At 72.4% G+C, this 26,756-nt stretch carries 22 protein-coding genes; 14 read left to right on the forward strand and 8 right to left on the reverse strand.

Going from position 1 to position 26,756, the window contains the following annotated elements:
• The first annotated feature begins 37 nt into the window (after positions 1 to 37).
• The 3 genes from ACZ6A9_RS00520 (at position 38) to ACZ6A9_RS00530 (ending at position 3,432) form a co-directional block, all read left to right on the forward strand.
• The gene (locus tag ACZ6A9_RS00520) at positions 38 to 1,402 is read left to right on the forward strand and encodes an FtsW/RodA/SpoVE family cell cycle protein (protein ID WP_468975855.1); all 1,365 of its coding nucleotides are present in this window, start codon (positions 38 to 40) and stop codon (positions 1,400 to 1,402) included.
• Complete coding sequence (locus ACZ6A9_RS00525) at positions 1,399 to 2,856, forward strand: penicillin-binding transpeptidase domain-containing protein (RefSeq protein WP_468975857.1); 1,458 nt, start codon at positions 1,399 to 1,401, stop codon at positions 2,854 to 2,856. Before ACZ6A9_RS00520 ends, ACZ6A9_RS00525 begins: the two co-directional genes overlap by 4 nt.
• A gap of 66 nt (positions 2,857 to 2,922) precedes the next feature.
• Positions 2,923 to 3,432 (forward strand): DUF3291 domain-containing protein, encoded by a 510-nt coding sequence (locus ACZ6A9_RS00530; protein WP_468975859.1) that lies wholly within the window; start codon positions 2,923 to 2,925, stop codon positions 3,430 to 3,432.
• On the opposite strand, the gene ACZ6A9_RS00535 is transcribed toward ACZ6A9_RS00530, so the two are convergent.
• Entirely contained in the window at positions 3,429 to 4,028 is a 600-nt protein-coding gene (locus tag ACZ6A9_RS00535; protein WP_468975861.1) for a Uma2 family endonuclease, read from the reverse strand. The genes ACZ6A9_RS00530 and ACZ6A9_RS00535 overlap by 4 nt on opposite strands.
• Positions 4,029 to 4,250: 222 nt before the next feature.
• On the opposite strand from ACZ6A9_RS00535, the gene ACZ6A9_RS00540 reads away from it, so the two are divergent.
• From ACZ6A9_RS00540 to ACZ6A9_RS00555, 4 genes are all read left to right on the forward strand, one after another.
• On the forward strand, positions 4,251 to 5,189 hold the full coding sequence (locus ACZ6A9_RS00540) for an AurF N-oxygenase family protein (protein WP_468975863.1): 939 nt from the start codon (positions 4,251 to 4,253) through the stop codon (positions 5,187 to 5,189).
• Positions 5,190 to 5,235: 46 nt separating this feature from the next.
• A complete protein-coding gene (locus ACZ6A9_RS00545) occupies positions 5,236 to 5,889 on the forward strand; it encodes a TetR/AcrR family transcriptional regulator (RefSeq protein ID WP_468975866.1) in 654 nt (217 codons plus the stop codon).
• Positions 5,890 to 6,116: 227 nt separating this feature from the next.
• Entirely contained in the window at positions 6,117 to 6,431 is a 315-nt protein-coding gene (locus ACZ6A9_RS00550; protein WP_468975868.1) for a hypothetical protein, read from the forward strand.
• Between the two features lie 103 nt (positions 6,432 to 6,534).
• Positions 6,535 to 7,698, forward strand: coding sequence for a C40 family peptidase (locus ACZ6A9_RS00555; RefSeq protein WP_468975871.1), 1,164 nt, complete (start codon positions 6,535 to 6,537; stop codon positions 7,696 to 7,698).
• Here the strand turns inward: ACZ6A9_RS00555 and ACZ6A9_RS00560 are convergent.
• The 5 genes from ACZ6A9_RS00560 to ACZ6A9_RS00580 are packed head-to-tail and all read right to left on the reverse strand — an operon-like array spanning position 7,671 to position 14,119.
• Positions 7,671 to 8,924: a styrene monooxygenase/indole monooxygenase family protein gene (locus tag ACZ6A9_RS00560; protein ID WP_468975874.1), complete on the reverse strand. Its 1,254-nt coding sequence runs from the start codon at positions 8,922 to 8,924 to the stop codon at positions 7,671 to 7,673. The two genes, ACZ6A9_RS00555 and ACZ6A9_RS00560, sit on opposite strands and share 28 nt — an antisense overlap.
• 33 nt (positions 8,925 to 8,957) lie before the next feature.
• Positions 8,958 to 9,596 carry a GTP-binding protein gene (locus tag ACZ6A9_RS00565; RefSeq protein WP_468975877.1) on the reverse strand — a complete coding sequence of 213 codons (639 nt, stop codon included), beginning with the start codon at positions 9,594 to 9,596 and terminating at the stop codon, positions 8,958 to 8,960.
• Complete coding sequence (locus ACZ6A9_RS00570) at positions 9,577 to 10,008, reverse strand: DUF742 domain-containing protein (protein ID WP_468975880.1); 432 nt, start codon at positions 10,006 to 10,008, stop codon at positions 9,577 to 9,579. The genes ACZ6A9_RS00565 and ACZ6A9_RS00570 overlap by 20 nt, the downstream gene beginning before the upstream one ends.
• A complete protein-coding gene (locus ACZ6A9_RS00575) occupies positions 10,005 to 10,508 on the reverse strand; it encodes a roadblock/LC7 domain-containing protein (RefSeq protein ID WP_468975882.1) in 504 nt (167 codons plus the stop codon). Before ACZ6A9_RS00575 ends, ACZ6A9_RS00570 begins: the two co-directional genes overlap by 4 nt.
• Entirely contained in the window at positions 10,505 to 14,119 is a 3,615-nt protein-coding gene (locus ACZ6A9_RS00580; protein WP_468975885.1) for a sensor histidine kinase, read from the reverse strand. The genes ACZ6A9_RS00575 and ACZ6A9_RS00580 overlap by 4 nt, the downstream gene beginning before the upstream one ends.
• Positions 14,120 to 14,526: 407 nt before the next feature.
• Between ACZ6A9_RS00580 and ACZ6A9_RS00585 the strand changes: the two genes are divergently transcribed.
• Positions 14,527 to 15,321: a hypothetical protein gene (locus ACZ6A9_RS00585; protein WP_468975888.1), complete on the forward strand. Its 795-nt coding sequence runs from the start codon at positions 14,527 to 14,529 to the stop codon at positions 15,319 to 15,321.
• A gap of 28 nt (positions 15,322 to 15,349) precedes the next feature.
• Here the strand turns inward: ACZ6A9_RS00585 and ACZ6A9_RS00590 are convergent, their stop codons facing one another.
• A complete protein-coding gene (locus ACZ6A9_RS00590; RefSeq protein ID WP_468975890.1) occupies positions 15,350 to 15,844 on the reverse strand; it encodes a MarR family winged helix-turn-helix transcriptional regulator in 495 nt (164 codons plus the stop codon).
• Positions 15,845 to 16,073: 229 nt separating this feature from the next.
• Here ACZ6A9_RS00590 and ACZ6A9_RS00595 point away from each other — a divergent pair, with 229 nt between their 5' ends.
• The gene (locus ACZ6A9_RS00595; RefSeq protein ID WP_468975892.1) at positions 16,074 to 16,898 is read left to right on the forward strand and encodes a lysozyme; all 825 of its coding nucleotides are present in this window, start codon (positions 16,074 to 16,076) and stop codon (positions 16,896 to 16,898) included.
• A 72-nt stretch (positions 16,899 to 16,970) separates the two neighbouring features.
• Here the strand turns inward: ACZ6A9_RS00595 and lon are convergent, their stop codons facing one another.
• Complete coding sequence (gene lon / locus ACZ6A9_RS00600; RefSeq protein WP_468975894.1) at positions 16,971 to 19,385, reverse strand: endopeptidase La; 2,415 nt, start codon at positions 19,383 to 19,385, stop codon at positions 16,971 to 16,973.
• Between the two features lie 151 nt (positions 19,386 to 19,536).
• On the opposite strand from lon, the gene ACZ6A9_RS00605 reads away from it, so the two are divergent.
• The 5 genes from ACZ6A9_RS00605 (at position 19,537) to ACZ6A9_RS00625 (ending at position 26,563) form a co-directional block, all read left to right on the forward strand.
• Positions 19,537 to 20,226, forward strand: coding sequence for a spermine/spermidine synthase domain-containing protein (locus tag ACZ6A9_RS00605; RefSeq protein ID WP_468975897.1), 690 nt, complete (start codon positions 19,537 to 19,539; stop codon positions 20,224 to 20,226).
• A gap of 126 nt (positions 20,227 to 20,352) precedes the next feature.
• Positions 20,353 to 21,093, forward strand: coding sequence for a response regulator transcription factor (locus ACZ6A9_RS00610; RefSeq protein WP_190097074.1), 741 nt, complete (start codon positions 20,353 to 20,355; stop codon positions 21,091 to 21,093).
• On the forward strand, positions 21,090 to 22,202 hold the full coding sequence (locus ACZ6A9_RS00615; RefSeq protein WP_468975900.1) for a sensor histidine kinase: 1,113 nt from the start codon (positions 21,090 to 21,092) through the stop codon (positions 22,200 to 22,202). The genes ACZ6A9_RS00610 and ACZ6A9_RS00615 overlap by 4 nt, the downstream gene beginning before the upstream one ends.
• 291 nt (positions 22,203 to 22,493) lie before the next feature.
• A complete protein-coding gene (locus ACZ6A9_RS00620; protein WP_468975903.1) occupies positions 22,494 to 26,303 on the forward strand; it encodes a multifunctional oxoglutarate decarboxylase/oxoglutarate dehydrogenase thiamine pyrophosphate-binding subunit/dihydrolipoyllysine-residue succinyltransferase subunit in 3,810 nt (1,269 codons plus the stop codon).
• Between the two features lie 80 nt (positions 26,304 to 26,383).
• Positions 26,384 to 26,563: a DUF6104 family protein gene (locus tag ACZ6A9_RS00625; protein ID WP_003992906.1), complete on the forward strand. Its 180-nt coding sequence runs from the start codon at positions 26,384 to 26,386 to the stop codon at positions 26,561 to 26,563.
• Positions 26,564 to 26,756: the final 193 nt, after the last annotated feature.

Genomic DNA, 26,756 nt, shown 5'->3' on the forward strand with positions numbered 1-26,756 from the left:
AAGCGCGCGAACAATCCCCCTTCGGTAAGTTCCGGACATGAGCAAGGCCGGTATCACCCTGGCGACGGCGGATCCGCCCACGCCCACCGCCCGGGGCCTCCCCCGGCGCCGTGGCGTCGAGCTCGCCCTGATCGTCCTGGCGGTGACGCTGTCGGTGTACGGATACTGCGCCGTCGGCCTCGCCAGGAACGGCACCGTCCCGCCCGGCGCCGCCGGTTACGGCGCCGGGCTCGGTGTGCTCGCCCTGGTCGCGCACCTGGCGGTGCGCTGGCGCGCCCCCCACGCCGATCCGCTGCCGCTGCCGATCGGGGTCCTGCTCAACGGCCTGGGCCTGGTGCTGATCTACCGGCTCGACCTGGAGGCGCCGGGCGAGCCGGCCGCCCCGGCCCAGCTCATCTGGTCGACGCTGGGAGTGGCGCTGTTCACCTCGGTCGTCCTGGTGCTGCGCGACCACCGGGTGCTCCAGCGCTACACCTACCTGTGCGTCACCGTCGCGCTCGTCCTGCTGACGGTGCCGATCCTCTTCCCGGCGGTGAACGGGGCCCGGATCTGGATCCGGGTCGCCGGATTCTCCATCCAGCCGGGCGAGTTCGCGAAGGTGCTGCTGGCGGTGTTCTTCGCCGCCTACCTCGCGGCGAACCGGAGCGCCCTCACCTACGCGGGCCGCCGGATCTGGCGCCTGCAGCTGCCCACCGGGCGGGTGCTCGGGCCGATCGTCGCCGTGTGGCTGGTCAGCGTGGGGGTCCTGGTCCTGGAGCGGGACCTCGGCACCTCGCTGCTGTTCTTCGCCCTGTTCGTGGTCATGCTGTACGTCGCCACCGGCCGCACCGGCTGGATCGCGGTGGGGCTGCTGCTGGCCTCGCTGGGCGCGGTGGCCGTGGGGCGTTACGAGCCGCACGTCCACCACCGGATCGAGACCTGGCTGCACCCGTTCGCCTCCATCGAGGCGGGTGAGGGCCCGAACCAGCTCGCCCAGTCGCTGTTCGCCTTCGCGGAGGGCGGCGTCCTCGGCACCGGGCTCGGGCTCGGGCACTCGGTGCTCATCGGCTTCGCGGTCAAGTCCGACTTCATCCTGGCGACAGCCGGGGAGGAGCTGGGCCTGGCCGGACTGTGCGCGATCATCCTGCTGTACGGGCTGCTGGTGGAGCGCGGCTACCGGGCCGGACTGGCCCTGCGCGACCCCTTCGGCCGGCTGCTCGCCGTGGGCCTCGCCTCCCTCGTGGCGCTCCAGGTCTTCGTCATCGCGGGCGGGGTCACCGGGCTGATCCCGCTGACCGGGATGGCGATGCCGTTCCTGGCGCAGGGCGGCTCGTCGGTGGTGACCAACTGGACGATTGTGGCGCTGCTGGTCCGGCTGAGCGACTGTGCGCGGCGGCAGGCCGGCGGGGGGCGAGGCCGGTGACCCGCCACATCCGGCACGCCGCGCTGTTCTGCGCCCTGCTGCTGGTCGCCCTGCTGGTCAACGCCGCCCGCGTGCAGGTGCTGCACGCCGGTGCCTACGAGGCCAACCCGGCCAACCGCCGTGACGCCATCTCCCGCTACCAGCAGCCACGTGGCGACATCCTGGTCGCCGGCCGGCCGGTCACCGGGTCACGGGACACCGGTGAGCACCTTCGTTACGAACGGACGTACACCGAGGGGCCGTTGTACGCGCCGGTGACCGGATTCGCCTCGCAGCAGTACGGCACCACGCTGCTGGAGCACACCGAGGACGGGCTGCTCTCCGGCGCGGCCCCGCTGCTCGCGCCGCTCCCCCGGTGGAACGAGTTCACCCGCTCCCGCAACGCGGGCGGCGACGTGGTGACCACGATCGACCCGGCGGCGCAGCGCGCGGCGTTCGAGGGGCTGCGCTCGCGGAAGGGTGCGGTGGCGGCGGTGGAGCCGTCGACCGGGCGGATCCTGGCGCTGGTGTCGGTCCCCTCGTACGATCCCGCGCTGCTGTCCGGCAACGGCCGGACGGCGCGGGACGCCTGGGCGCGGCTGAACGCCGATCCGGACCGGCCGATGCTGAACCGGGCGGTGCGGCGCACCTATCCGCCGGGCTCCACCTTCAAGGTGGTCACCGCGGCGGCGGCGCTGGACGCGGGGGTGGTCAAGGGCCTGGACGAGCCGACCGACTCCCCCGACCCGTACACCCTGCCGGGGACGACGACCCGGCTGACCAACGGGTCCGAGGGCTGCGAGGACGCCACGCTGCGGGAGGCGTTCGTGTGGTCGTGCAACACGGTCTTCGCCGGGCTCGGGGTGGCCACGGGGGTGGAGGGGATGAAGGACACGGCGCGGAGCTTCGGCTTCAACGACGACGGCCTGCGCATCCCCTTCCCGGTGGCGCGCAGCACCTTCGACACCACGGTGGACCGGGCACAGTTGGCGCTGGCGTCGATCGGGCAGTACAACACGCGCGCCACGCCGCTGCAGATGGCGATGGTGGCGGCGGCCGTGGCGGGCGGCGGGCAGGTGCGGGAGCCGTACCTGGTGGAGCGGACGACGCGGGCGGGCGGTGGCACGGTGTCGACGGCGGGTTCCAGCCCGGTACGGCGGGCCATGCATCCCGCCACGGCCCTGCGGCTGCGGGAGCTGATGCGGGGCGTGGTGGAGGACGGCACGGGCAGGAAGGCCGCGGTCCCCGGTGCCGTGGTCGGCGGCAAGACCGGCACGGCCCAGCACGGTCTGGGCAACTCCGGTACGCCGTACGCCTGGTTCATCTCCTGGGGGCAGCGCGAGGAGGACATGGAGCCGAAGGTGGCCGTGGCCGTGGTGGTGGAGGACGCGGCCGCGAACCGGCGGGAGATCAGCGGGGGCGGGACGGCCGCGCCGATCGCGCGGGCGGTGATGGAGGCGGTGCTGAACTCGTAGGCAGCAAGGCCCACTTGATGAGACGGGGGTCCCGGAACACCGCGTTCCCGGCCTAACGTCCGGTGCATGACCGAAGCCGCGACCGCGTACGAACTCGCCCAGGTGAACATAGCCCGCCTCAAAGCCCCGCTGGACTCACCGCAGTTGAAGGACTTCGTCGACGGACTCGACCCGGTGAACGCGGACGCCGAGTCCGCCGACGGTTTCGTCTGGCGGCTGAAGAGCGAGGGGGGCGACGCGACGGACATCTCCGTCTTCGACGACCCGTGGCTGATCGTCAACCTGTCGGTGTGGCGGGACACCCACGCGCTGACGGCCTTCATGTACGGGGGCCGCCACCGGGAGATGATGGCCCGGCGGCGGGAGTGGTTCGAGCGGGTCGAGGAGGCGATGGTGACCCTGTGGTGGGTCCCGGCGGGCCACCGCCCCACGGTCGCGGAGGCCGAGTCCCGCCTCCTCCACCTCCGCACCAACGGCCCCACCCCCCATGCCTTCACGCTGCGCGCGCCGTTCCCGCCGGGAGGCGCGGAGCCGGTACCGGGTGACGCACCGGAAGGGCTGGGCTGCCCGGTCTAGCGGCGGCGGCCGACAGCGGTGAGGTCGATGTCGACGGGGAACGGGACGGTGAGCTTGAGCCGGTTGTGGAAGATGCCCATGGGGACGTACGACGTGGTCATCGGGTCCAGTTCGTAGACGTAGACCACGGGGAGTCCGTCGTTCTGCTCGACGCGCCAGTAGTGCGGAATTCCCGCGGCCGCGTACTTCCGCGGTTTCACCTCGCGGTCACGGTCCTCCGAGTCGTCGGAGACGACTTCCACCGCGACCAGGACGTCTTCCGGACGGAACCACGTCTGCCTCGGGCCGGTGTCGGCGTTCTCGCGAACCACCAGGACGTCGGGCTCCGGCCGATTGCGCTTGTTGAGCTTGATGGTCATCTCCCGGATGGCGTCCCACCCGTCCGGGGCCTGCTCCCGCAGCCTGGTTTCGAACAACCACATGGCGCGTGAGTGGAAACGGGTCTGCGGACTCGCGAAGACAAGGCTCCCGTCGATCAGCTCCGTGTGCGGAGGCAGGTTGGGAAGCTTGTCCAGATCATCCGCCGTCCAGCCGCCCACCGGCGGACGGGGCCACTCGTAGTCGTCGTCCAGCCCGTAGTCGCGTGCGGCGCTCATGATCGCTCCCATGTGCCGGAGCCTGACGGACGCACTCAGCGTACCCAGACCGGTCACGGACGGTGCGCTCCATCGGGTGACCACGTGGTGCGGCGTTGACGCCACCCAGGCACATCACCGTCGTCGACAACTCCCGCCCAGGGGATTGACGGCCCTGCTGACAAGTAGTCTCATAACTGGGTGACCTGCCGGCAGCACGAGATGCCCTGAGGTGGAGCCGCCATGACGACCCTGACGGATGCGGACGCGGTCGACGGTCTGCGGGACGCGCTCGGAACGCTCAAGGACCGGGAGCAGGTGGCCCGGCGGCTGCTCGAGGCGTCGGCCCGGCACTCCTTCGACCCGGAGAAGGACCTGGACTGGGAGGCGCCCTTCGAGGAGGGCAAGTGGTTCTGGCCGCCGGAGCTGGTGTCGCTGTACGGCACCCCGATGTGGCGGCGGATGAGCGAGGAGCAGCGCATCCTGCTCTCCCGGCACGAGGCGGCCGCGCTGGCCTCGCTCGGCATCTGGTTCGAGCTGATCCTGATGCAGCTCCTGGTGCGGCACATCTACGACAAGGACGCCACCAGCGCGCACGTGCGCTACGCCCTCACCGAGATCGAGGACGAGTGCCGGCACTCGAAGATGTTCGCCCGCGTCGTCACGCGCGGCGGCACGCCCTGGTACCCCGTCAGCCGGGTGCACCAGAACCTCGGCCGGCTGTTCAAGACGGTCTCCACCACGCCCGGCTCCTTCACGGCGACGCTGCTCGGCGAGGAGGTCCTGGACTGGATGCAGCGGCTGACCTTCCCGGACGAGCGGGTCCAGCCGCTCATCCGGGGCGTCACGCGCATCCACGTCGTCGAGGAGGCCCGGCACGTGCGCTACGCCCGCGAGGAGCTGCGGCGCCAGATGGTGACCGCCCCGAAGTGGTCCCAGGAGTTCACCCGGCTCACCTCGGGGGAGTTCGCCCGGGTGTTCTCCGTGGCGTTCGTGAACCCCGAGGTGTACACCCAGGTCGGCCTCGACCGGCGGGAGGCCGTCGCCGAGGTGAGGGCGAGCGGGCACCGGCGGGACGTGATGCGGCAGGGGGCGAAGCGGCTCACGGACTTCCTGGACGACATCGGCGTGCTGCGCGGGGTCGGGCGGCGGCTGTGGGTTTCGTCCGGGTTGCTGTCCTAGGTCCGGACCCGGGCGGTCGGCCTGGGCGGGCGGTTACGCTGCGGGCATGACTCCGCAGGCTTCCACCCCCGCCTACCGGCGGCTCGGCGTCGAGGAGCGCCGCAGCCAGCTGCTCGAGGCCGCGCTGTCCCTCTTCGCGCACCGCGCCCCGGAGGAGGTGTCGCTGGACGACGTGGCGGAGGCGGCCGGTGTGTCACGGCCCCTGGTCTACCGGTACTTCCCGGGCGGCAAGCAGCAGCTGTACGAGGCGGCCCTGATGTCCGCCGCCGACGAGCTGCGGCACTGCTTCGACGAGCCGCACGAGGGCCGGCTGCTGCCCCGGCTGTCCCGGGCCCTCGACCGCTACCTCGCCTTCGTCGACCAGCACGACGCCGGCTTCAGCGCCCTGCTCCAGGGCGGCAGCGTGGTGGAGACGTCCCGTACCACCGCGATCGTGGACGGGGTGCGGCGGGCCGCCGCCGAGCACATCCTCAGCCATCTCGGTGTCACCGGGCCCGGCCCCCGGCTGCGGATGACCATCAGGATGTGGATCACCGCCGTGGAGGCGGCCTCGCTGATCTGGCTCGACGAGGACAAGCAGCCGCCGCTGGAGGAGCTGCGGGACTGGCTGGTGGAGCAGTTCGTCGCGGTGCTGCTGGTCACCGCGCGGCGCGACGCGCAGACCGACGCGCTGGTGGGGACACTAGCCGCGGAGCTTTGAGACGCCGGGCCCGGGGTCCGCCACGGCTGGACGCCGGGGTCCGGGGTCCAGGGACCACCGCGGCGGGTCGCCAGGGTCCGGGGCCCAGGATCCGCCGCCGGACGCCGAGGGCCGGAGCCCGCCGCGGCCGACCGCCAGGATCCGGAGTCGGGGGATCACCGCAGCCGGACGCCGAGGCCCAGGGACCACCGCGGCCGGTTCCGCGTGCGATGGCCGAAACTGGTGAGGTGAAGAGCCAAGACACCCCCTTCGAGGGCGGGCCCATGGACGGGCGTGTCCTGCCCGTGCTGCTGGGCATCACCGGGCACCCGCCCAAGACGTACCGCATCCCCGTCCCCGCCCCGGACGGCGGCCCGCCCACGGTGCTGGTCTACCGGCGGGTGCCCCGCGCGCAGAGCTCGCGGACCGGCCTGACCCGGGGGTGGAAGTACCTGCACGACCCGGCGGGGCCGGCTTCCCGGCGGCCGAGGTGGCCGTGGTCGAAGCCCGCGTCCGATCCAGACGCCACGCCGCCGGGCAAGCCGGACGACGCCGACGGGTGACCCCGTTGCGCCGAACCGCGCACACTCGCCGGGCGGGCCGCGCCGGCCCGCCCGATGCTCGCGATGCGGAGCGGACGGACCGCCCCGCGTCGGAGGTGATGGCGTGTCAGGAATGCTTCTGCGTCTGGTGTGCACGGCGGCGCTGGCGGCCGGGACCGCACTCTCGTCCGTGTCCGCGACGGCCGTCCCGGAGCCGGGCGGCGGCGCGGCCGGCTCCGGCGGGCGCTCCGTGGCGGAGCTGCTGACGGATCTTCAGACCCTGTACCGGGAGGCCGGGAAGGCCACCGAGTCCTACAACGCCACCGAGGAACGGCTGAAGAGGCAGCGCGCCGAGACCGAGCGGCTGGAGCACGCCCTCGCCCGCACCCGCACCTCCCTGAGCGACAGCCGGGGAGCGGCCGGACGGCTCGCCAGGCAGCAGTACCAGAGCGTCACCGGCTTCTCCCCGTACGTCCGTCTGCTGCTGGCCCGTGATCCCCAGCGCGCGCTCGAACAGGGGCGGGTGATCGGCCGGCTGGCGCGAGAGCGGGCGGAGACGGTGGGCCGGCTCACCGGTGAGGAGAAGGCGGCCGGCGAGCTGGCCCGGCGGGCCCGCGAAGCACTCGCCGAGCGGCGCGCCCTCACCGAGCGGAGCAGGAAGCAGCGGGACGAGGTGCGCACACGGCTCCGCGAGGTCGAGGAGCTGCTGGCCTCGCTGAGCGCCGGGCAGCTCGCAGCGCTGGCCGAACTGGAGGACCGCAGGGTCGCGAAGGCGCAGGAGGAGCTGGTCGCCTCCGGAGCCCTGAGCAGCGTGGGCGCGCCTCCGACCGCGGCGGGCGAACGAGCGGTGCGGTACGCCGTGGCGCAGCTCGGCAAGCCGTACGAGTGGGGGGCGGAGGGGCCGGCGGCGTACGACTGCTCGGGGCTGACCTCCGAGGCGTGGGGCGCCGCCGGGACGCCGGTCCCCCGGACCAGCCAGGAGCAGTGGGCCCGGCTGGAGCGGATCGAGCTGGGGGACCTGCGGCCGGGGGACCTCGTCGTGTACTTCCCGGAGGCCACGCACGTGGCGCTCTACCTCGGCGACGGCATGGTGGTGCAGGCGCCACGGCCGGGCGCGAAGGTCAAGGTCTCCCCGGTCGCCGCCAACCCGGTGCTCGGTGCCGTGCGCCCCGACCCGGAGGGGGAGCCCCTAGCGGCGTACGTGCCGCCGGAGCTCCCCGAAGGGGCGACGGACGGGCCGGACGAGGGATACTCCGCCGGCTACGCGCCCGAGACCTCCGCCAGGTAGGCGCCGGTCTTCTCCGGGTCGTAGAAGAAGTTCTCGAAGTCGGCCGGGTTGTTGAAGCCGTTGGCGAAGCGGTCGGCGACGGGCTGGAGCTGACCGGCGGCGCCGAGCAGGTTCAGGACGTGCTCCGGCGGCGGGGCGAGCATGGTGTTGGTCCACTTGGTGACGTGCCGGGCGGTCTCCCAGTAGCGGTCGAAGGTCGCCCGCATCCACTCCTCGTCGAATTCCTTCTCGCCGTGCTCGAGGATCGAGGAGAGGTAGGAGGCGGCGCACTTGGAGGCGGAGTTGGAGCCCTGCCCGGTGATCGGGTCGTTGGCGACGACCACGTCGGCGACCCCGAGGACGAGCCCGCCGGAGGGCAGCCGGCCGACGGGGTTGCGGACGGTGGGGGCGTAGCGTCCCGCGAGGGTGCCTCCGGCGTCGGTCAGTTCGACCTTGGTGGCCCTCGCGTACTCCCACGGGAGGAACGTCTCCATGAGTTCCAGGGTCAGGGAGAGGTGTTCGGCGGGGTCCTTGACGTCCTTGAAGGCGTCCAGCGGGCCGCCGGGTACGCCCTCCCAGAACAGGATGTCGGCGCGGCCCGAGGTGGTGAGGGTCGGCATGATGAACATCTCGCCGACACCGGGGACCAGGTTGCAGCGGACCGCCTCCGTGTCCGGGTGCTCCGGACGCGGGCCCATGCCGTGGACGTAGGCGACGGCGAGGGCGCGCTGCGGCTCGCTGTACGGGGAGCGCTCCGCGTCCCGGCCGAACATCCGCACGAGCTCGCCCTTGCCGGCCGAGACGAGCACGAGGTCGTACGTGCGGGAGAAGTAGTCGAGGTCGCCGACGGCCGCCCCGTGGATGACCAGCTGTCCGCCGCGCTGGGCGAAGGTCTCCATCCAGCCGGCCATCTTCACCCGCTGGTCGACCGACTGCGCGAAGCCGTCGAGCCGCCCCAGCCAGTCGATCGCGCGCTGCGAGGGCCCCGGGGCGAACGAGCCGGGCGCCGCGACCGAGACACCGAGTCCCTGGATCTTCGGGGCCTGGGACTCCCAGAAGTTCAGCTGGAGGTCACGCTCGTGCTGCAGGGCCGTGTGGAACATGCACTGCGTCGACATGACCCGCCCGGTGCGGATCTCGTCCGCGGTCCGGTTGGACATGAGGGTGACCTCGTACCCGTGCGACTGCAGGCCGAGGGCGAGCTGGAGACCGGACTGGCCGGCTCCGACGACGAGTATCTTCCGCATGCGGGGGACGCTCCTAAGGGGGCTGCTCGGGGACTACTCGGGGGTTTCGTCGAGCGCGTGGCCCACGAGGGACAAGAGGGTCTCGATGGCCGAGATCCGACGCCGCGCGTCCATGATCATGACAGGTATGTGCGGGGGGATCGTCAACGCGTCCCGTACGTCCTCGGCGTCGAACTGCTCACTGCCGTCGAAGTGGTTGACCGCGACGACGTACGGCAGTCCGCAGCTCTCGAAGTAGTCCAGCGCCGGCCAGCAGTCCTTCAGCCGCCGGGTGTCGGCCATGACGACGGCGCCGATCGCGCCGCGCACCAGGTCGTCCCACATGAACCAGAACCGCTGCTGACCGGGGGTGCCGAAGAGGTAGAGCATCAGGTCGTCGTCGAGCGTGATGCGGCCGAAGTCCATGGCCACGGTGGTGGTGAGCTTGTCCGGCGTGGCGGTGAGGTCGTCGGTGTCCGCGCTCGCCTCGGTCATCAGCGCCTCGGTCTGCAGGGGCGTGATCTCCGAGACGGTGGTGACGAGCGTGGTCTTGCCGACGCCGAACCCGCCCGCCACCACTATCTTCGTGGCGATCGGCGCGCGGGTGCGGTCCGTCTGCCAGGGCAGGGAGGGCTCGTCCTCTTCGACGAGCGGGAAGACGCCGTGAGCGGCGTCAGAGACGGCGGAGTCCACTCAGCACCCTTTCCAGCAACGCACGGTCCGGGCGGCCCGTGCCGTGGCCGGTTCCCGTTCCGTAGACACGGATCTTTCCCTGGTCCGCGAGGTCGCTCAGGAGCACGCGGACCACACCGAGCGGCATCTTCAGCAGCGCGGCGATCTCGGCCACCGTGCGCATGCGGCGGCACAGTTCGACGATGGCCCGCATCTCCGGCATCACCCGGGAGGTGAGGCCCCCGCCGGTCAGCTCCTTGCGCTGCTCGGCGGCTTCGAGGGCGGCGGTGCCGGCCGTGGCACCGACGAACGTCTCGACGAGGAGGACGTGGCCGAAGCGGGTACGGCCGCCGGTGAGCGAATAGGGCCGGACCCGGGCGGGTTTGCGGTCACCTCCGCGCACCGGCAGGTGTTTCCTGGACTTGCTGCTCATCGGGGACTCCCGGTGGACTCGGTCTCCAGGTTCTGGCGCAGCTCGCTGCGGAGCTCGGGGGTCAGGACGTGGCCGGCCCGGCCGACGAACAGGGCCATGTGGTACGCCACCACGCTCATGTCGCAGTCCGCGCCGCCGTGCACGCCGAGCAGCGAGCCGTCGCTGATCGACATCACGAAGAGGCTGCCCTCGTCCATGGCGACCATCGTGTGCTTGACCGGGCCGGAGTCCATCAGCTTGGACGCGCCGACGGTGAGGCTGCCGATGCCGGAGACGACGGTGGCGAGATCGGCGGCGGAGCCGCGCGGCCCGCCGCGGGGAGTGGTCCGCGTGTCCCGGGCCTGCGCGTTGCGGTGGTCGTCGGAGGAGAGCAGCAGCAGCCCGTCGGAGGAGACCACCGCGACGGAGAGGATGCCGGGCACCTCCTCGACGAGGTTGGTCAGCAGCCAGTGCAGGTTGCGGGCCTCACTGCTCAGTCCGAAGGTACTGGGCGCGGTCAACTGCTTGCCTCCTCGACGGTGCCCCCCGTGGCTTCCTCGGATGGTGTGCGGGTGCCGTCCGGCTCCTGGCCGCCGGTACGGGACCGCTCGGCGATCTCCGCCTCGACGTCCCGGCGGCCGGCGACCGCCCCCTGGCGGAACCCGCCCAGCCTGCGGCGCAGCGCCTCGGCGTCCACGGAGCCCGCACGGGGGCGCGGGGCGGCGACGGGGGCGCTGATCTTCGGCGTGCGTTTGGGCAGTCCCTTGGCGGTGACGGGCTCCTCGTCCTCGGCACGCGTGTGCTCCGCGCCGCCGCCGTCGGACACCGGCCGGTGGGGCAGCGCGTCCGCGCGGGGAGGCGGGGGGACGTCCCCGGCGCCCGGGCGGCCGCCCCCGGCCCCGGCCTGCCGGGGAGCCGGGGGGACCGGCTCGTCCCCGGTCCCGTGGCCGGCACCGGGACGTACGTCGTCGGCGGGCCGGTCGTCCCCGGCGGCCGGCTGGGCCCCGAACCCGTGCCCCGGGTCCGGGGGTGCGCCCTCGGCTCCGGCGGGCCGGGAAGCGGCCGGATCCGGCGCGTCCCCGGTCCCGTGGCCGGCGCCCGGGCGCACGGCCTCGGCAGCCCGGGAGACCCCGGCGGCCGGCTCGTCCCCGGTCCCGTGCCCGTCGTCCGGGCGCGCTGCTCCGGCGCCCGGCCCGTCGGCGGGCAACGGCGGGTGCGTGCCGGCCGGGTGCGTGCCGGTGTCCGGGCGCACGGTGTCGGGGTGCGTGTCGGTCCCCGGGTCGCCGGCGGCTTCCGGACGTGCGGCCGGGGGCGGGGACGTGGGTGCGGCCGGTTGGGGCTGGGCCGGGATCAGCAGTTCCATGGTCGTCTCGGCCGGCCGCTCGGGCGGCACGCCCGCGACCTCGTCGCCCGCGTGTCCCGCTGCGCCGTCCGCCTCGGGGTGGCCGACGGCCGCGCCGGCGGCACGGTCCTCCTGGGAGCCGTACGCACGCTGCGGGCCCACCGCGTCCGCGCGATCCGGCGCCGGAACGTCCGCACGGGCCGGTTGGGTGGCGCCCGTGGCGTCGGCGGCACGGTCCTCCGCGGACCCCGTCTCCCGGTCGGTTTCCGGCCCACCGGCGCGTCCGGACGGAACGTCGTCGGCGCGCTCCTGGTCACGGGAGTTCCCGTGGTCCGGGGCGGGCTCGTCCCCGCGGCCCGTGCGGGTGTCGGCGGCCGGGTCCTCCACCGGGCCGTCCACGGGTGCGTCCGCGCCAGTCGGGGCGGAGGGTTGCGCAGGGACGTCCGTGGAGTCCGGCACGCGACCGTCAACGACGCGCGTCTGCGACTCGTCCGTGCTGTCGGCGGCGGCGCCCGCGGGGCTCACCGGCGGCGCTTCCCCGCCGGCCGGGGCCGCGCCGTCCACCGCCTTCTCCGCGAGGGCGACCAGCGGGTCGCCGGACTCGGTGCGGCCGTGCAGGACGTTGGAGTTGGCCTCGGCGTCCGCGCCCGGCAGGGACACGGCGCAGGGAGCGCCGGGGACCGAGGAGGGGACGGCGGTGGGGGTGGCGGGGGCCAGCAGGGGGTCGGGCAGGACGACGACCGCCGCGATGCCGCCCTGCTTCTGCTCGCGCAGCCGCACCCGGACACCGTGCCGGTGGGCGAGCCGCGCCACGACGTACAGGCCGAGGCCGAGACCGTCCTCGCCCTCGGTGTCGTACGTGGTCTCCGGGTCGAAGTCGGACAGGCGGGCGTTGAGCCGTTCCAGCCGGTCGGCCGCCATGCCGATGCCCTCGTCCTGGACGGAGAGCATGACCTCGCCGTTCTCCAGCAGCCAGCCGGACACCTCGACGGGCAGGTCGGGCGGGGAGAACGACGTGGCGTTCTCCATCAGTTCGGCGAGCAGGTGGGAGAGGTCGTCCGCCGCGAACCCGGCGATGTGCGCGTGCGGCGGCAGCGCGGCGATGCGGACCCGGTCGTACCGCTCGATCTCGCTGACCGCGGCCCGTACGACGTCGACGAGCGGGACCGGGCCCGCGGTGTGCCGGCCCTGCTCGGTACCGGCGAGGACGAGGAAGTTCTCGCTGTGCCGGCGCATGACCGTGGCGAAGTGGTCGAGCTTGAAGAGGGTGGCGAGCCGCTCGGGGTCGTCCTCGCGCTCCTCGAGGCTCTCGATCACGCCGAGCTGACGCTCCACCAGTCCGAGGGTGCGCAGCGCGAGGTTGACGAAGGTGCCGCCGATGCCGGCGCGCAGCCGCTCCAGGTGGGCCGTCGACTCGGCGAGTTCGGTGCGCAGTTCCTCGCGGGCGTCGGCCATCTTCTGCCGCTGGCCGACGAGGTGCTTGCGGTCGGCCTCCAGGGTGGCGATCCGCTCGGCGAGCCGGGCGGCGTGCGCGTGCAGGGCGTTGACGGAGCGGACGACCTGGGCGAACTCGTCGTTGCGGCCGGTGAAGGCGACCGGTTCCTGACCGCTGGGGTCCTCCGCCTCGGCCAGCCGGGCCGAGCCCCGGCGCAGCACGGACAGCGGGCGGGTGAGCGTGCGGGCCATCGCCGTGGCGACGCCGACCGCGAGCAGCATCAGGGCGCCGAGGACGGCGATCCGGATCTCCAGCTCGGTGACGTCGTCGTCGCGGAGCTGGGCGAGGTCCTTGGTGCGCTGGTCGAAGAGCGCGAACTCCACCCCGCGCATCGTCTCGATCCGCGCGGTGAGCGCGGCCCGCAGCTTCTTGGTGCTGGTGTCGAGTTCGGAGTCGGAGAGGGTCGGCTTGTCGGTGAGGCGCGCGAGGTACTTGTCGGCGGAGTCGACCTCGGGGCCGTTGACCGTGGCGTCGTAGGAGGTGCGGGCGCTCTGGGGGGCGGCCTCGCGGAAGTCGGCGAGGGCCGCGTCGGAGCGCAGCCGGGCCTGGAGCGCGGCGGCGGTCAGCTCGTCGCGCTGCTCCGTGTCGGCGTCCGAGGAGGAGGTGGACGTGGTGGGCAGGCCGGTGACCGGGTCGATCACGGTCTCGGTGCCGCGCGGCACGGCGAGCGCGGCGAGCAGCAGTCCGCGGGTGGCGGCGGCCTGCTGGACGGCCGCGTCCAGCTCGGCGAACGCGTGGGCCCCGGAGCCCGCCCGGGGCGGGGTCCGCTCCGCCAGCCGGCCGGCGAGCCGGTGCAGCTGGGTGACGGCGGTGGAGTACGCCTGGTGCGCCTCGAGCGCGCTGCTCTTCCCGGTGAGCGCCGCTCTCCGCACGGTCGCGACGGCGTCGAGTTCCTCGCGCAGCGCCTCCGAGGTGTCGGCGTCGGCGCGCAGCTCCTCGACCTGCCGGTCGACCCGGGCGCTGTGCTCCTCGGAGGGCGCCTTGGACTCGGGGCGGCCTGCCGCGATGTAGGGGACGACCTCGTCCCGCTCGTCGGCGAGGGAGTGGGCGAGGGCGAGGGCGTCCTCGGTCCGCTCGGCGAGCGTCACCAGGTTCTGGGAGTCGCTGAGCTGCCCGGAGGCGGCGATCACGGAGGGCGCGCCGGCTCCGGCTATCGCGGCGGCCACCACGGCCACGGCGACGATGAGCCGGTTGCGTACGTGGGTGGGGCGGCCCCTGCCGACGGCGGGCTTCTGCTCCGCGTCCCCCTCGGAAGCCGTCTGCTTGCCTTTGCGACGAGGCCGCGTCTTCTGCACCGGTGCTCGCATTCCTGACTCGTGTACCCGTGGGCCCGGGTGACGCTCCGTCAACGGGTGCGGGCGTTCGTCCCGAGCGGCTGACCGCGCTCGGGCAGCGAGGCGCCCCCATCGCTCCCCGACCCTCCCAGTGCCCGTGGACAGTGGATGCGCATCACCTGACCCGCCACTCGAAGGAGTGAACCCCGGAGGTGAGTTGGGGAGCAAGTTCCGCCGCGTCGCACGGCCGTCCGGCGCGGCAGGCCGGTTGGACGTCTGCGGCGGGCGGTGGCAGGATTCGCCGCCACGCCTTCCCGGAGTGCTTCATTACCTCCCAAACCAGGCGCCTGACCTGCATGACTGCGGGGATCCGGCGGCCGTTGCCGGTCTCTTGCGGTCCTTGTGGAGAGCTCGTGCAGACTGGCCGGATGCGTACGGAGCTTGTTTCGGAACCCGGTGATCCGGACCGCCCCAACGAGGACTTCGCGGGCGTGGCCCTCCCGGCTTCCGGGCAGGGCGGTTCGCTCGTGGTGCTGGACGGGGTGACGCCGCCGGGCGACGGGGGCGGCTGTCTGCATTCGGTCCCGTGGTTCACCTCGCGGCTGGGCGGCGCGCTGACCGAACTGACCGTTTCCCTGCCGGATGTTCCCCTCGCGGAGACGCTGTCCCTGGCCCTCGCGCGTACCGCCGACGGCCACGCGGCAACCTGTGACCTTTCTCACCCTCGCACGCCTCAGGCAACGGTGGTGCTGGCCCGCTGGTCACCGGTGTCGGTGGAGTACCTGGTGCTGTCCGACTCGGTGCTGCTGGCCGAGTCGCCGGACGGGGTGGTCACCCCGCTCCGTGACGACCGGCTGGACCGGCTGCCGCGCTCGGCGCTGGCCACCCACGCCCTGGTGGACGGCACGCTGCGCAACAGGGAGGGCGGTTTCTTCACCGCGGCGGCGGATCCCTCGGTGGCCTCCCGCGCGGTCACCGGCTCGCTGCCGCGCGGCGAGGTGCGCACCCTGACGGCGCTGACGGACGGTGCGGCCCGCTGGGTGGAGAGGTTCCGCCGGGGCGACTGGGCGGACTGCCTCGCCCTGGTCCGCGCGGAGGGGCCGGGGGCCCTAGTGGACCGCGTACGGGCCCTGGAGCGGGCGGACGCGGACCGGGAGGCGCCGCGCCGGGGCAAGACGCACGACGACGCGACGGTGGTCTACGTGGAGCTGGCATCCCGGTAGCGGCGCTCCGCGGCCGTGACCCGCACGGTCACCTCTCCATCCCCCGGTTCAGCTGGTTCAGCAGCCGGGCCAGTTCGGTGACCTCCGCCGGGTCCCAGTCGGCGAGCCGTCCGGCGTACCGCGCGCGGCGGGCCTCGCGGACCACGCCCACCCGCCGCCGTCCCTCCTCGGTGAGGGCGACCAGCCAGGCGCGGCCGTCGGCGGGGTCCGGCTCGCGGCCGACGAGGCCGAGCTCCTCCAGCGCGCGCAGCTGGCGGGACATCGTCGCCTTGCCGACGCCGATGTAGCCGGCCAGCTCGGTGGCCCGCTGCCGGCCGCACTCATCCAGACGGACCAGCAACCCGTAGGCGGACGGCTCCAGGTCGGGGTGGACGGCGCGGGCCATCTCCCCCTGGCTGGCCCGGGCGCGCCGCAGCAGGACGGTCAACTCGCGTTCCAGCGCGAGGAATCCGGGCTGCTCCACATCGGGCTCGGGTCCTGGGGAGGCGGCCCGGTCCCCGCCGCCGTTTCCGTCTTCGTGCACGTCTGCCCCTGCCTCGGTCTTCCCGTTCGATGCGTGTCCCGCCAAGTGGCGACGTCGCCGCGGCTCCACCAGTATTTCGCAGGCGTAGACCAACGGCAGCGCGCGGCCGCTCCGCCCGCCGTCGTGATCCGCGTGCCCTGTCTCTACCAGGCGATTACGTGGCATGCCCACTACATGCGATGTGGGTCACATTCCGGGTTCGCCCCCACCGACCTTTCGGAGATGCGTCATGCCTGTGCACAGATCCCGCCTCACCCGTATGTCCGCGCTCCCGGCCGCCGGAGCGGTCCTGCTCGCGGCCCTCACCCTCCCCGGCACCGCCGCCGCGGACGGGTCCTCACCCACGCTTCCGCCGCGCGGCACCGCCCACATGGGCATGGGCGTCGTCGCCCACGACGGCCAGAGCGGCCTCCCCACCGCCCGCTCCACCCAGACGGAGGGCGTGGACGTCTCCAGCCACCAGGGCGACGTGCCCTGGACGACCCTGTGGAACAGCGGGGTCCGATGGGCCTACGCCAAGGCCACGGAGGGCACGTACTACACCAACCCGTACCACGCCCAGCAGTACAACGGCTCCTACGACGTCGGCATGATCCGCGGCGCCTACCACTTCGCAACCCCCGACACCGCAAGCGGCGCCGCCCAGGCCGACTACTTCGTGGACCGCGGCGGCGCCTGGTCCGCCGACGGACGGACCCTGCCGGGCGTGCTGGACATCGAATGGAACCCCTACGGCGACGACTGCTACGGCAAGTCCGCGACCTCGATGGTGAGCTGGATCCGGGACTTCCTGGACCAGTACCGGGCCCGCACCGGCCGTGACGCCGTCATCTACACGGCGACCAGCTGGTGGAAGCAGTGCACCGGCAACTACTCCGGCTTCGCCGCCACCACTCCCCTGTGGGTGGCCCGGTACGCCTCCACCGTGGGCGAACTGCCCGCCGGCTGGAGCACGTACACGATGTGGCAGTACACCTCGACCGGCCCGACCGTCGGCGACCACGACCGCTTCAACGGCACCGTCGACCGGCTGCGCACCTTCGCGGCCGGCTGATCCGCCCGGCGGGCGCGGGAAAGGCCCGGGCCTCCCTCACGGGACCCGGGCCTCCCCGTCCGGCCGCGTCCGTCACGCCGCGACCGGGACCTCCGGCGCCGCGCCGTTCACGGCCGGCGACAGCGCCAGCTCCAGGACCTGGCGGACATCGGTGACGGCGTGGACGTCGAGCCGGTCCAGCACCTCCGCCGGGACGTCGTCCAGGTCGGGCTCGTTGCGCTTGGGGATGATCACGGTGGTGATCCCCGCGCGGTGCGCGGCCAGCAGCTTCTGCTTCACCCCGCCGATCGGCAGCACCCGCCCGGTCAGTGAGACCTCGCCGGTCATCGCCACGTCGGTGCGGACCAGCCGGCCGGACAGCAGCGAGGCCAGGGCGGTGGTCATGGTGACGCCCGCGCTCGGCCCGTCCTTGGGCACCGCGCCCGCCGGGAAGTGGATGTGCACGCCCCGGTCCTTGAGGTCGCCCACCGGCAGCTCCAGCTCGGCGCCGCGGCTGCGCAGGAAGCTCAGCGCGATCTGCGCCGACTCCTTCATCACGTCACCCAGCTGACCCGTCAGGGTGAGTCCCGAGGCGCCGGTCTCCGGATCGGCCAGGGAAGCCTCGACGTAGAGGACGTCCCCGCCCGCGCCGGTCACCGCGAGCCCGGTGGCCACACCGGGGACGGCGGTACGGCGCTCGGCCGGGTCCTGCGCGGACTCGGGCACGTGGTGCGGCCGGCCGATCAGGTCCCGCAGGTCGTCCACGGTCACGGTGAAGGGCAGTTCACGCTCGCCCAGTTCGTGCTGGGCGGCCACCTTGCGCAGCAGCCGCGCGACGGACCGCTCCAGGGTGCGCACACCGGCCTCGCGCGTGTACTCGCCGGCCAGCCTGCGCAGCGCGCCCTCCTCGATCGTCACCTCGTCCGCGGCCAGACCGGCGCGCTCCAGCTGGCGCGGGAGCAGGTGGTCGCGGGCGATGACGACCTTCTCGTCCTCGGTGTAGCCGTCGAGGCGGACCAGCTCCATGCGGTCGAGCAGGGCCTCCGGGATGGCTTCCAGGACGTTGGCCGTCGCCAGGAAGACGACGTCGGACAGGTCGAGCTCGACCTCCAGGTAGTGGTCCCGGAAGGTGTGGTTCTGCGCGGGGTCGAGGACCTCCAGCAACGCGGCCGCCGGGTCTCCCCGGAAGTCCGACCCCACCTTGTCGATCTCGTCGAGCAGGACGACCGGGTTCATCGAACCGGCCTCCTTGATCGCCCGCACGATGCGGCCGGGCAGCGCGCCGACGTAGGTACGGCGGTGGCCGCGGATCTCGGCCTCGTCGCGGACGCCGCCGAGGGCGACGCGGACGAACGTCCGGCCCATCGCGTGGGCGACGGACTCGCCGAGGCTGGTCTTGCCGACGCCGGGCGGGCCGACGAGGGCGAGCACGGCGCCTCCGCGCCGCCCGCCGACGACGCCGAGGCCCCGGTCGCCGCGCCGCTTGCGCACCGCCAGGTACTCGGTGATGCGCTCCTTCACGTCCGCCAGGCCCGCGTGCTCGGCGTCCAGGACCGCCTGGGCGCCCCTGATGTCGTAGGCGTCCTCGGTGCGCTCGTTCCACGGCATCTCCAGGACCGTGTCGAGCCAGGTGCGGATCCAGGAGCCCTCCGGCGACTGGTCGGAGGAGCGCTCCAGCTTGTCGACCTCCTTGAGGGCGGCCTCGCGGACCTTCTCCGGCAGGCCGGCCGCCTCGACGCGGGCGCGGTAGTCGTCGGACTCCTCGCCCTCCTGCTCGCCGTTGAGTTCGCGCAGCTCCTTGCGGACGGCCTCCAGCTGGCGGCGCAGCAGGAACTCGCGCTGCTGCTTGTCGACGCCCTCCTGGACGTCCTTGGCGATGGTCTCGGCGACGTCCTGCTCGGCGAGGTGGTCGCGCAGCTGCTGGGTGGCGAGCCTCAGCCGGGCCACCGGGTCGGTGGTCTCCAGCAGGGCGACCTTCTGGTCGGTGGTCAGGAACGGCGAGTAGCCGGAGTTGTCGGCGAGCGCGGAGACGTCGTCGATGGCCTGGACGCGGTCCACGACCTGCCAGGCGCCGCGCTTGCGCAGCCAGGCGGTGGCGAGCGCCTTGTACTCCTTGACGAGTTCGCTCACGTGTCCCGGCAGTGGCTCGGGCACGGTCTCGTCGATGCGCGTGCCCTCCACCCACAGCGCGGCGCCCGGCCCGGTGGTCCCGGCGCCGATGCGCACGCGGTCCCGGCCGCGGATCAGGGCGCCCGGGTCGCCGTCGGCCAGCCGGCCGACCTGCTCGACCGTGCCCAGCACACCCGTACCGGCGTAGGTCCCGTCGACTCGTGGCACCAGGAGCACCCGGGGCTTGCCCGGTTCGGTGCGGGCGGCGGCCTGGGCGGCCTCCACCGCGGCGCGCACCTCGGAATCGCTCAGGTCCAGCGGAACCACCATCCCGGGCAGCACGACCTCGTCGTCGAGCGGCAGTACGGGCAGGGCGAGCGGTGTGGACTCAGCAGCCATGATCTCCCCTTCGGCAGTCAAGTTGAGCTATGCCGACTCAATGCAGGGGAGCCGCCGAATGTTCCCGGGGTCACGTTCGCTCTCAGCGATCACCGCCGCGGGGTCCCGTAGCCCCCGGCCGCCGCGGAACGGCGACTGCCAGGATGAACGCATGTCCACCCCGTACGACATTCCCGAGCCTCCCGAGGTCCTGGACCGCCGCGAGGGCCCTTACGGCGAGGTCGTGCTGCGCAGGCACGGTGGCCTGCTGCAGATCATCGCCAACGGCTGCTTCCTGATGGACACCTCCGACGGCCGGTCGGAACGGCGGCTGGTCGACGCCGCCCTGGCCGCCCTCGACGCCCGCGTGACGAGCCCGCGGGTGCTGATCGGGGGACTCGGGGTGGGCTTCTCGCTCGCCCACGCGGCGGGGCAGCCCCGGTGGGCCCGGATCACCCTGGTGGAACGCGAGCCGGCCGTCATCGCATGGCACCGCGCGGGACCGCTGTCGGAACTCTCCGCGCGGGCCCTCGCCGACCCCCGCACGGACATCGTCGAGACGGACCTCGTCGCCTACGTCAATGAGACGTCCGACACGTTCGACGCGCTGTGCCTCGACATCGACAACGGGCCCGACTGGACCGTCACCGAGGACAACGAGGGACTCTATGCGCAGGCCGGACTCAAGGCGTGCGCAAGGGTGTTGAATCCGGGCGGAGTGCTCGCGGTCTGGTCCGCGAGACCGTCCCCGGAATTCGAGGGAACCTTGCGGAATGCCGGGTTCCGGCAGGTGCGTACCGAAGAGATCCCCGTTGCCCGGGGCGTTCCGGACGTCGTCCACATCGGCATCAGCCCTGGATAGCAAAGGCGAGGTGGATCCCCGTACGCTGCTGCCCTGACACGGATCATTCAAGCGTCAATCGCAGCGATGCGCAGACGACGGATTCACCCCACGGATTCCGGAAAAAGCACACCTCAGGGGCGGGCGATGGAGCAGACACAGACCTCCCACAACGGCACGGCGGCGACCACACCGGGCGCACAGCGCCGGATCCTCGTGGTCGAGGACGACGCGACGATCGTGGACGCCATCGCGACCCGCCTGCGCGCCGAAGGGTTCCTGGTGCAAACGGCGGGCGACGGCCCGTCCGCGGTGGACACGGCGGAGGCCTGGCAGCCCGACCTGCTGATCCTCGACATCATGCTGCCCGGCTTCGACGGCCTTGAGGTCTGCCGGCGCGTGCAGGCCCAGCGGCCGGTGCCGGTCATGATGCTCACCGCGCGGGACGACGAGACGGACATGCTGGTGGGTCTCGGCGTCGGCGCCGACGACTACATGACCAAGCCGTTCTCCATGCGGGAGCTGGCGGCGCGCGTGCACGTGCTGCTGCGCCGCATGGAGCGGGCGGCCCTCGCGGCCACCACACCGCGCAGCGGCATCCTGCGCCTGGGCGAACTGGAGATCGACCACGCCCAGCGCAGGGTGCGGGTGCGCAGCGAGGACGTCCACCTGACGCCCACCGAGTTCGACCTGCTGGTCTGCCTGGCGAACACGCCCCGCGCGGTGCTCTCCCGCGAGCAGCTGCTGGCCGAGGTGTGGGACTGGGCGGACGCCTCCGGCACCCGCACCGTCGACAGCCACATCAAGGCGCTGCGCCGGAAGATCGGCGCCGAGCGGATCCGCACCGTGCACGGTGTGGGCTACGCCCTGGAGACGCCGACGCCATGAGCGGCGGGCCGGCCGGACGCGGGCGTCCCCGGGGCTCCTGGCCCTGGGGCGGCGTACGCCCGTTCTCGATCAAGACCAAACTCGGTGCATTGGTCGTCGTCTCGGTCCTGATCACCACCGGGCTGTCGGTGATCGCCGTGCACACCAAGACGGAACTGCGCTTCATCACGGTCTTCTCGATGATCGCCACCCTGCTCATCACGCAGTTCGTGGCGCACTCGCTCACCGCGCCGCTGGACGACATGAACGCCGTGGCCCGCTCCATCTCGCACGGCGACTACACCCGCCGGGTGCGGGAGAACCGCCGGGACGAGCTGGGCGACCTGGCCGAGACGATCAACGTCATGGCGGACGAGCTGGAGGCGCAGGACCGCCAGCGCAAGGAACTGGTGGCCAACGTCTCGCACGAGCTGCGCACCCCCATCGCGGGGCTGCGCGCGGTGCTGGAGAACATCGTCGACGGCGTCACCCGGGCCGACCCCGAGACGATGCGCACGGCCCTGAAGCAGACCGAGCGGCTGGGACGCCTGGTGGAGACGCTGCTCGACCTGTCCCGCCTGGACAACGGGGTGGTGCCGCTGAAGAAGCGCCGCTTCGAGGTGTGGCCGTACCTGTCGGGCGTGCTCAAGGAGGCCAACATGCTCGCCTCCGCCCGCCCGGACATGGCCTCCGGCTCCGGCAGCCACACCCGTACGGACGTCCATCTGCACCTCGACGTGTCGCCGCCGGAGCTCACCGCGCACGCCGATCCGGAGCGCATCCACCAGGTCGTCGCCAACCTGATCGACAACGCGGTCAAGCACAGCCCGCCGCACGGCCGGGTGACGGTCCGGGCACGGCGCGGCGACCGGCCGGACTCGCTGGAGCTGGAGGTGCTGGACGAGGGGCCGGGCATTCCGCGCACCGAGTGGCACCGGGTCTTCGAGAGGTTCAACCGCGGCAACGTCAACCGGCCGCACGGCCCGGGCAGCGACGGCGGCACCGGACTCGGCCTCGCGATCGCCCGCTGGGCCGTGGATCTGCACGGCGGCCGGATCGGAGTGGCCGAATCCGAGCGGGGCTGCCGCATTCTCATCACTCTTCCGGGAACTCCGTCCGTACCAAGTTGACGTAAAGTTCGAAGCGGAGCCGCAAGATCCATCCATGTCCGCGCTGGCGGACACGTGTGATCAGGCACGGGCCCGCGCGAACTGCGCGCCGAGCCCCGGCCGAGTGATGCCGAAAGCCGCCGGGAGAACCGGAACCCCGCTTGTTTCCCGCCATTTCATGCGCCGAAACACGCGTGAGGATGTGACTTACACGACGATGAACGGGCCCGGCCTGACCTTCTCGCGCTCGGGGGCGTAGCCTTTATTTCCGCTGTCCATCATCTTGCGAAGCGGAAGAGGGCGGTTGACGCCGTGTCGCCACAGTCCCCCAGTAACTCGAGCATCTCGACCGACACCGACCAAGCGGGCAAGAACCCCGCTGCGGCCTTCGGTGCCAACGAATGGCTCGTCGACGAGATCTACCAGCAGTACCTCCAGGACCCGAACTCGGTGGACCGAGCCTGGTGGGACTTCTTCGCCGACTACAAGCCGGGCGCGCCTGCGACCTCGGCACCGTCGGGTAACGCGGCCGCGGGGGCCGCGGGAACCTCCTCCCCATCCCCGGCCCGGCCGGCCGCTCCGGCTCAGCCTGCCGCGCCCGCGCAGCCCGCTGCCGCCGCGCCGGCACCCGCCGCCGAGGCGCCCGCCGCTCCGGCGAAGGCCGCCGCGCCCGCACAGCCCGCCGCGAAGCCCGCCCCGGCGAAGCCGAAGGCCGAGGCCAAACCCAAGGCGGAGCCCTCCGGCGAGGCGAAGGCAGGCCCCGAGCAGGTGACCCTGCGCGGTCCGTCCGCCGCCGTGGCGAAGAACATGGACGCCTCCCTGGAGCTGCCCACGGCCACGTCCGTGCGCGCGGTCCCGGTGAAGCTGCTGTTCGACAACCGCATCGTCATCAACAACCACCTGAAGCGTGCCCGGGGCGGGAAGATCTCCTTCACGCACCTCATCGGCTACGCGATGGTGCAGGCCATCAAGGCCATGCCGGCGATGAACCACTCCTTCGCCCGGGTGGACGGCAAGCCGACCCTGGTGAAGCCGGAGCACGTCAACCTCGGCCTGGCCATCGACCTGGTCAAGCCCAACGGCGACCGCCAGCTCGTCGTCGCGGCCATCAAGAAGGCCGAGACGCTGAACTTCTTCGAGTTCTGGCAGGCCTACGAGGACATCGTCCGTCGCGCCCGCGACAACAAGCTGACGATGGACGACTTCACCGGCGTCACGGTCTCCCTGACCAACCCCGGCGGCCTGGGCACCGTGCACTCCGTGCCGCGTCTGATGCCCGGCCAGTCGGTGATCCTCGGCGTCGGCTCGATGGACTACCCGGCGGAGTTCCAGGGCACCAGCCAGGACACCCTGAACAAGCTCGGCATCGCCAAGGTCATGACGCTCACGTCGACCTACGACCACCGGGTGATCCAGGGCGCCGCCTCCGGCGAGTTCCTGCGCCAGGTCGCCAACCTCCTCCTCGGCGAGAACGACTTCTACGACGAGATCTTCGAGGCGCTGCGCATCCCCTACGAGCCGGTGCGCTGGCTCAAGGACATCGACGCCTCCCACGACGACGACGTCACCAAGGCCGCCCGGGTCTTCGAGCTGATCCACTCCTACCGGGTCCGCGGCCACGTCATGGCCGACACCGACCCGCTGGAGTACCGCCAGCGCAAGCACCCCGACCTGGACATCGTCGAGCACGGCCTCACCCTGTGGGACCTGGAGCGCGAGTTCGCCGTCGGCGGCTTCGCCGGCAAGTCCCTGATGAAGCTGCGCGACATCCTCGGCGTGCTGCGCGACTCGTACTGCCGCACCACCGGTGTCGAGTTCATGCACATCCAGGACCCGAAGCAGCGCAAGTGGATCCAGGACCGCATCGAGCGCTCGCACACCAAGCCCGAGCGCGAGGAGCAGCTGCGCATCCTGCGCCGGCTGAACGCGGCGGAGGCGTTCGAGACCTTCCTGCAGACGAAGTACGTCGGCCAGAAGCGCTTCTCCCTGGAGGGCGGCGAGTCCGTCATCCCGCTGCTCGACGCCGTGCTGGACTCGGCCGCCGAGTCCCGTCTGGACGAGGTCGTCATCGGCATGGCCCACCGCGGCCGGCTGAACGTGCTGGCCAACATCGTCGGCAAGTCGTACGCGCAGATCTTCCGCGAGTTCGAGGGCAACCTCGACCCGAAGTCGATGCACGGCTCCGGCGACGTGAAGTACCACCTGGGCGCCGAGGGCACCTTCACCGGCCTGGACGGCGAGCAGATCAAGGTCTCCCTGGTCGCCAACCCCTCCCACCTGGAGGCGGTGGACCCGGTCCTGGAGGGCGTCGCCCGCGCCAAGCAGGACATCATCGGCAAGGGCGGCACGGACTTCACGGTCCTGCCGGTGGCGATCCACGGCGACGCGGCCTTCGCGGGCCAGGGCGTGGTGGCCGAGACCCTGAACATGTCGCAGCTGCGCGGCTACCGCACCGGCGGCACGGTCCACATCGTCATCAACAACCAGGTCGGCTTCACCGCCGCCCCGGAGTCCTCGCGCTCGTCGATGTACGCCACCGACGTGGCCCGCATGATCGAGGCCCCGATCTTCCACGTGAACGGCGACGACCCGGAGGCCGTCGTGCGCGTCGCACGCCTGGCCTTCGAGTTCCGCCAGGCGTTCAACAAGGACGTGGTGATCGACCTCATCTGCTACCGCCGCCGCGGTCACAACGAGTCGGACAACCCGGCCTTCACCCAGCCGCTGATGTACGACCTGATCGACAAGAAGCGCTCGGTGCGCAAGCTCTACACCGAGTCGCTGATCGGTCGCGGCGACATCACCCTGGAAGAGGCCGAGCAGGCGCTGCAGGACTACCAGGGCCAGCTGGAGAAGGTCTTCACGGAGGTCCGCGAGGCCACCAGCCAGCCCGCGTCCGTCGAGTCCTCCGACCCGCAGGCCGAGTTCCCGGTGGCCGTGAACACCGCGGTGACCACGGAGATCGTCAAGCGGATCGCCGAGTCCCAGGTGAACGTCCCCGACCACATCACCGTCCACCCGCGTCTGCTGCCGCAGCTGCAGCGCCGGGCGACGATGGTCGAGGACGGCACCATCGACTGGGGCATGGGCGAGACCCTCGCCTTCGGTTCGCTGCTGCTGGAGGGCGTGCCGGTCCGACTGGCCGGCCAGGACTCCCAGCGCGGCACCTTCGGCCAGCGTCACGCGGTCATCATCGACCGCAGCACGGGCGACGAGTACACGCCGCTGCAGTACCTCTCCGAGGACCAGGGCCGGCTGAACGTCTACAACTCCCTGCTGTCCGAGTACGCGGCGATGGGCTTCGAGTACGGCTACTCGCTGGCCCGCCCCGACGCGCTCGTGCTGTGGGAGGCGCAGTTCGGTGACTTCGTCAACGGCGCGCAGACCGTCGTGGACGAGTTCATCTCCTCCGCCGAGCAGAAGTGGGCCCAGACCTCCGGTGTGGTCCTGCTCCTCCCCCACGGCTACGAGGGCCAGGGCCCGGACCACTCCTCGGCCCGCCCGGAGCGGTTCCTGCAGCTCTGCGCGCAGAACAACATGACGGTCGCGATGCCGACGTCGCCGGCGAACTACTTCCACCTCCTGCGGTGGCAGGTGCACAACCCGCACCACAAGCCGCTGGTCGTCTTCACGCCGAAGTCGATGCTGCGCCTGAAGGCCGCGGCCTCGACGGCGGAGGAGTTCACCACGGGCCAGTTCCGCCCGGTCATCGGCGACACCTCGGTCGACCCGGCCGCGGTGAAGAAGGTCGTCTTCACGGCCGGCAAGGTCTACTACGACCTCGACGCCGAGCGGAAGAAGCGCGGCACGACGGACACCGCGATCATCCGCATCGAGCGCCTGTACCCGCTGCCGGGTACGGAGCTCCAGGCGGAGATCAAGAAGTACCCGAACGCCGAGAAGTACCTGTGGGCCCAGGAGGAGCCGGCGAACCAGGGTGCCTGGCCGTTCATTGCGCTCAACCTGATCGACCACCTCGACCTGGCGGTCGGCGCCGACCTCCCGCACGCCGAGCGTCTGCGCCGCATCTCGCGGCCGCACGGCTCGTCCCCCGCGGTCGGCTCCGCCAAGCGCCACCAGGCCGAGCAGGAGCAGCTGGTGCGCGAGGTCTTCGAGGCGTAGCCCTCCGGCCGTACGCGCGGGCCGCACCCCTCCCACAGGGGGTGCGGCCCGCCCGTTTTCCCGCACATATCCTTGTCCTCATGTACTTCACGGACCGTGGCATCGAGGAACTGGAGAAGCGGCGCGGCGAGGAGGAGGTCACCTTCGAGTGGCTGGCCGAGCAGCTGAGGACGTTCGTCGACCTCAACCCCGATTTCGAGGTCCCGGTGGAACGCCTGGCCACCTGGCTGGCCCGCCTGGACGACGAGGACGACGAGTAACCCCGCCCCACTGAAACCCGGCGGGACGGCCCCTCCCCCACCCCCTCCCGCCCTCCCGCCCTCACACCCGCGTCCCCGCGCCCCGCGTCCCCGCGCCCCGCGCCCCGCGCCCCGCGCCCCGCGCCCCGCGCCCCGCGTCCCCGCGTCCCGCGTCCCCGCGGGCAGTCGTGCCGCAGGGCGGCACGGGTGGGCG

The sequence above is a fragment of the Streptomyces sp. NPDC041124 genome (genome assembly GCF_055592385.1).

Excerpts from the sequence above, each read along its gene's own strand:
- ACZ6A9_RS00520 (WP_468975855.1), top strand. The coding sequence starts at position 38 with ATGAGCAAGGCCGGTATCACCCTGGCGACGGCGGATCCGCCCACGCCC.
- ACZ6A9_RS00530 (WP_468975859.1), top strand. The coding sequence starts at position 2,923 with ATGACCGAAGCCGCGACCGCGTACGAACTCGCCCAGGTGAACATAGCC.
- ACZ6A9_RS00535 (WP_468975861.1), bottom strand. The coding sequence starts at position 4,028 with ATGAGCGCCGCACGCGACTACGGGCTGGACGACGACTACGAGTGGCCC.
- ACZ6A9_RS00540 (WP_468975863.1), top strand. The coding sequence starts at position 4,251 with ATGACGACCCTGACGGATGCGGACGCGGTCGACGGTCTGCGGGACGCG.
- ACZ6A9_RS00545 (WP_468975866.1), top strand. The coding sequence starts at position 5,236 with ATGACTCCGCAGGCTTCCACCCCCGCCTACCGGCGGCTCGGCGTCGAG.
- ACZ6A9_RS00560 (WP_468975874.1), bottom strand. The coding sequence starts at position 8,924 with ATGCGGAAGATACTCGTCGTCGGAGCCGGCCAGTCCGGTCTCCAGCTC.
- ACZ6A9_RS00570 (WP_468975880.1), bottom strand. The coding sequence starts at position 10,008 with ATGAGCAGCAAGTCCAGGAAACACCTGCCGGTGCGCGGAGGTGACCGC.
- ACZ6A9_RS00585 (WP_468975888.1), top strand. The coding sequence starts at position 14,527 with ATGCGTACGGAGCTTGTTTCGGAACCCGGTGATCCGGACCGCCCCAAC.
- ACZ6A9_RS00595 (WP_468975892.1), top strand. The coding sequence starts at position 16,074 with ATGCCTGTGCACAGATCCCGCCTCACCCGTATGTCCGCGCTCCCGGCC.
- lon (WP_468975894.1), bottom strand. The coding sequence starts at position 19,385 with ATGGCTGCTGAGTCCACACCGCTCGCCCTGCCCGTACTGCCGCTCGAC.
- ACZ6A9_RS00605 (WP_468975897.1), top strand. The coding sequence starts at position 19,537 with ATGTCCACCCCGTACGACATTCCCGAGCCTCCCGAGGTCCTGGACCGC.
- ACZ6A9_RS00610 (WP_190097074.1), top strand. The coding sequence starts at position 20,353 with ATGGAGCAGACACAGACCTCCCACAACGGCACGGCGGCGACCACACCG.
- ACZ6A9_RS00615 (WP_468975900.1), top strand. The coding sequence starts at position 21,090 with ATGAGCGGCGGGCCGGCCGGACGCGGGCGTCCCCGGGGCTCCTGGCCC.
- ACZ6A9_RS00625 (WP_003992906.1), top strand. The coding sequence starts at position 26,384 with ATGTACTTCACGGACCGTGGCATCGAGGAACTGGAGAAGCGGCGCGGC.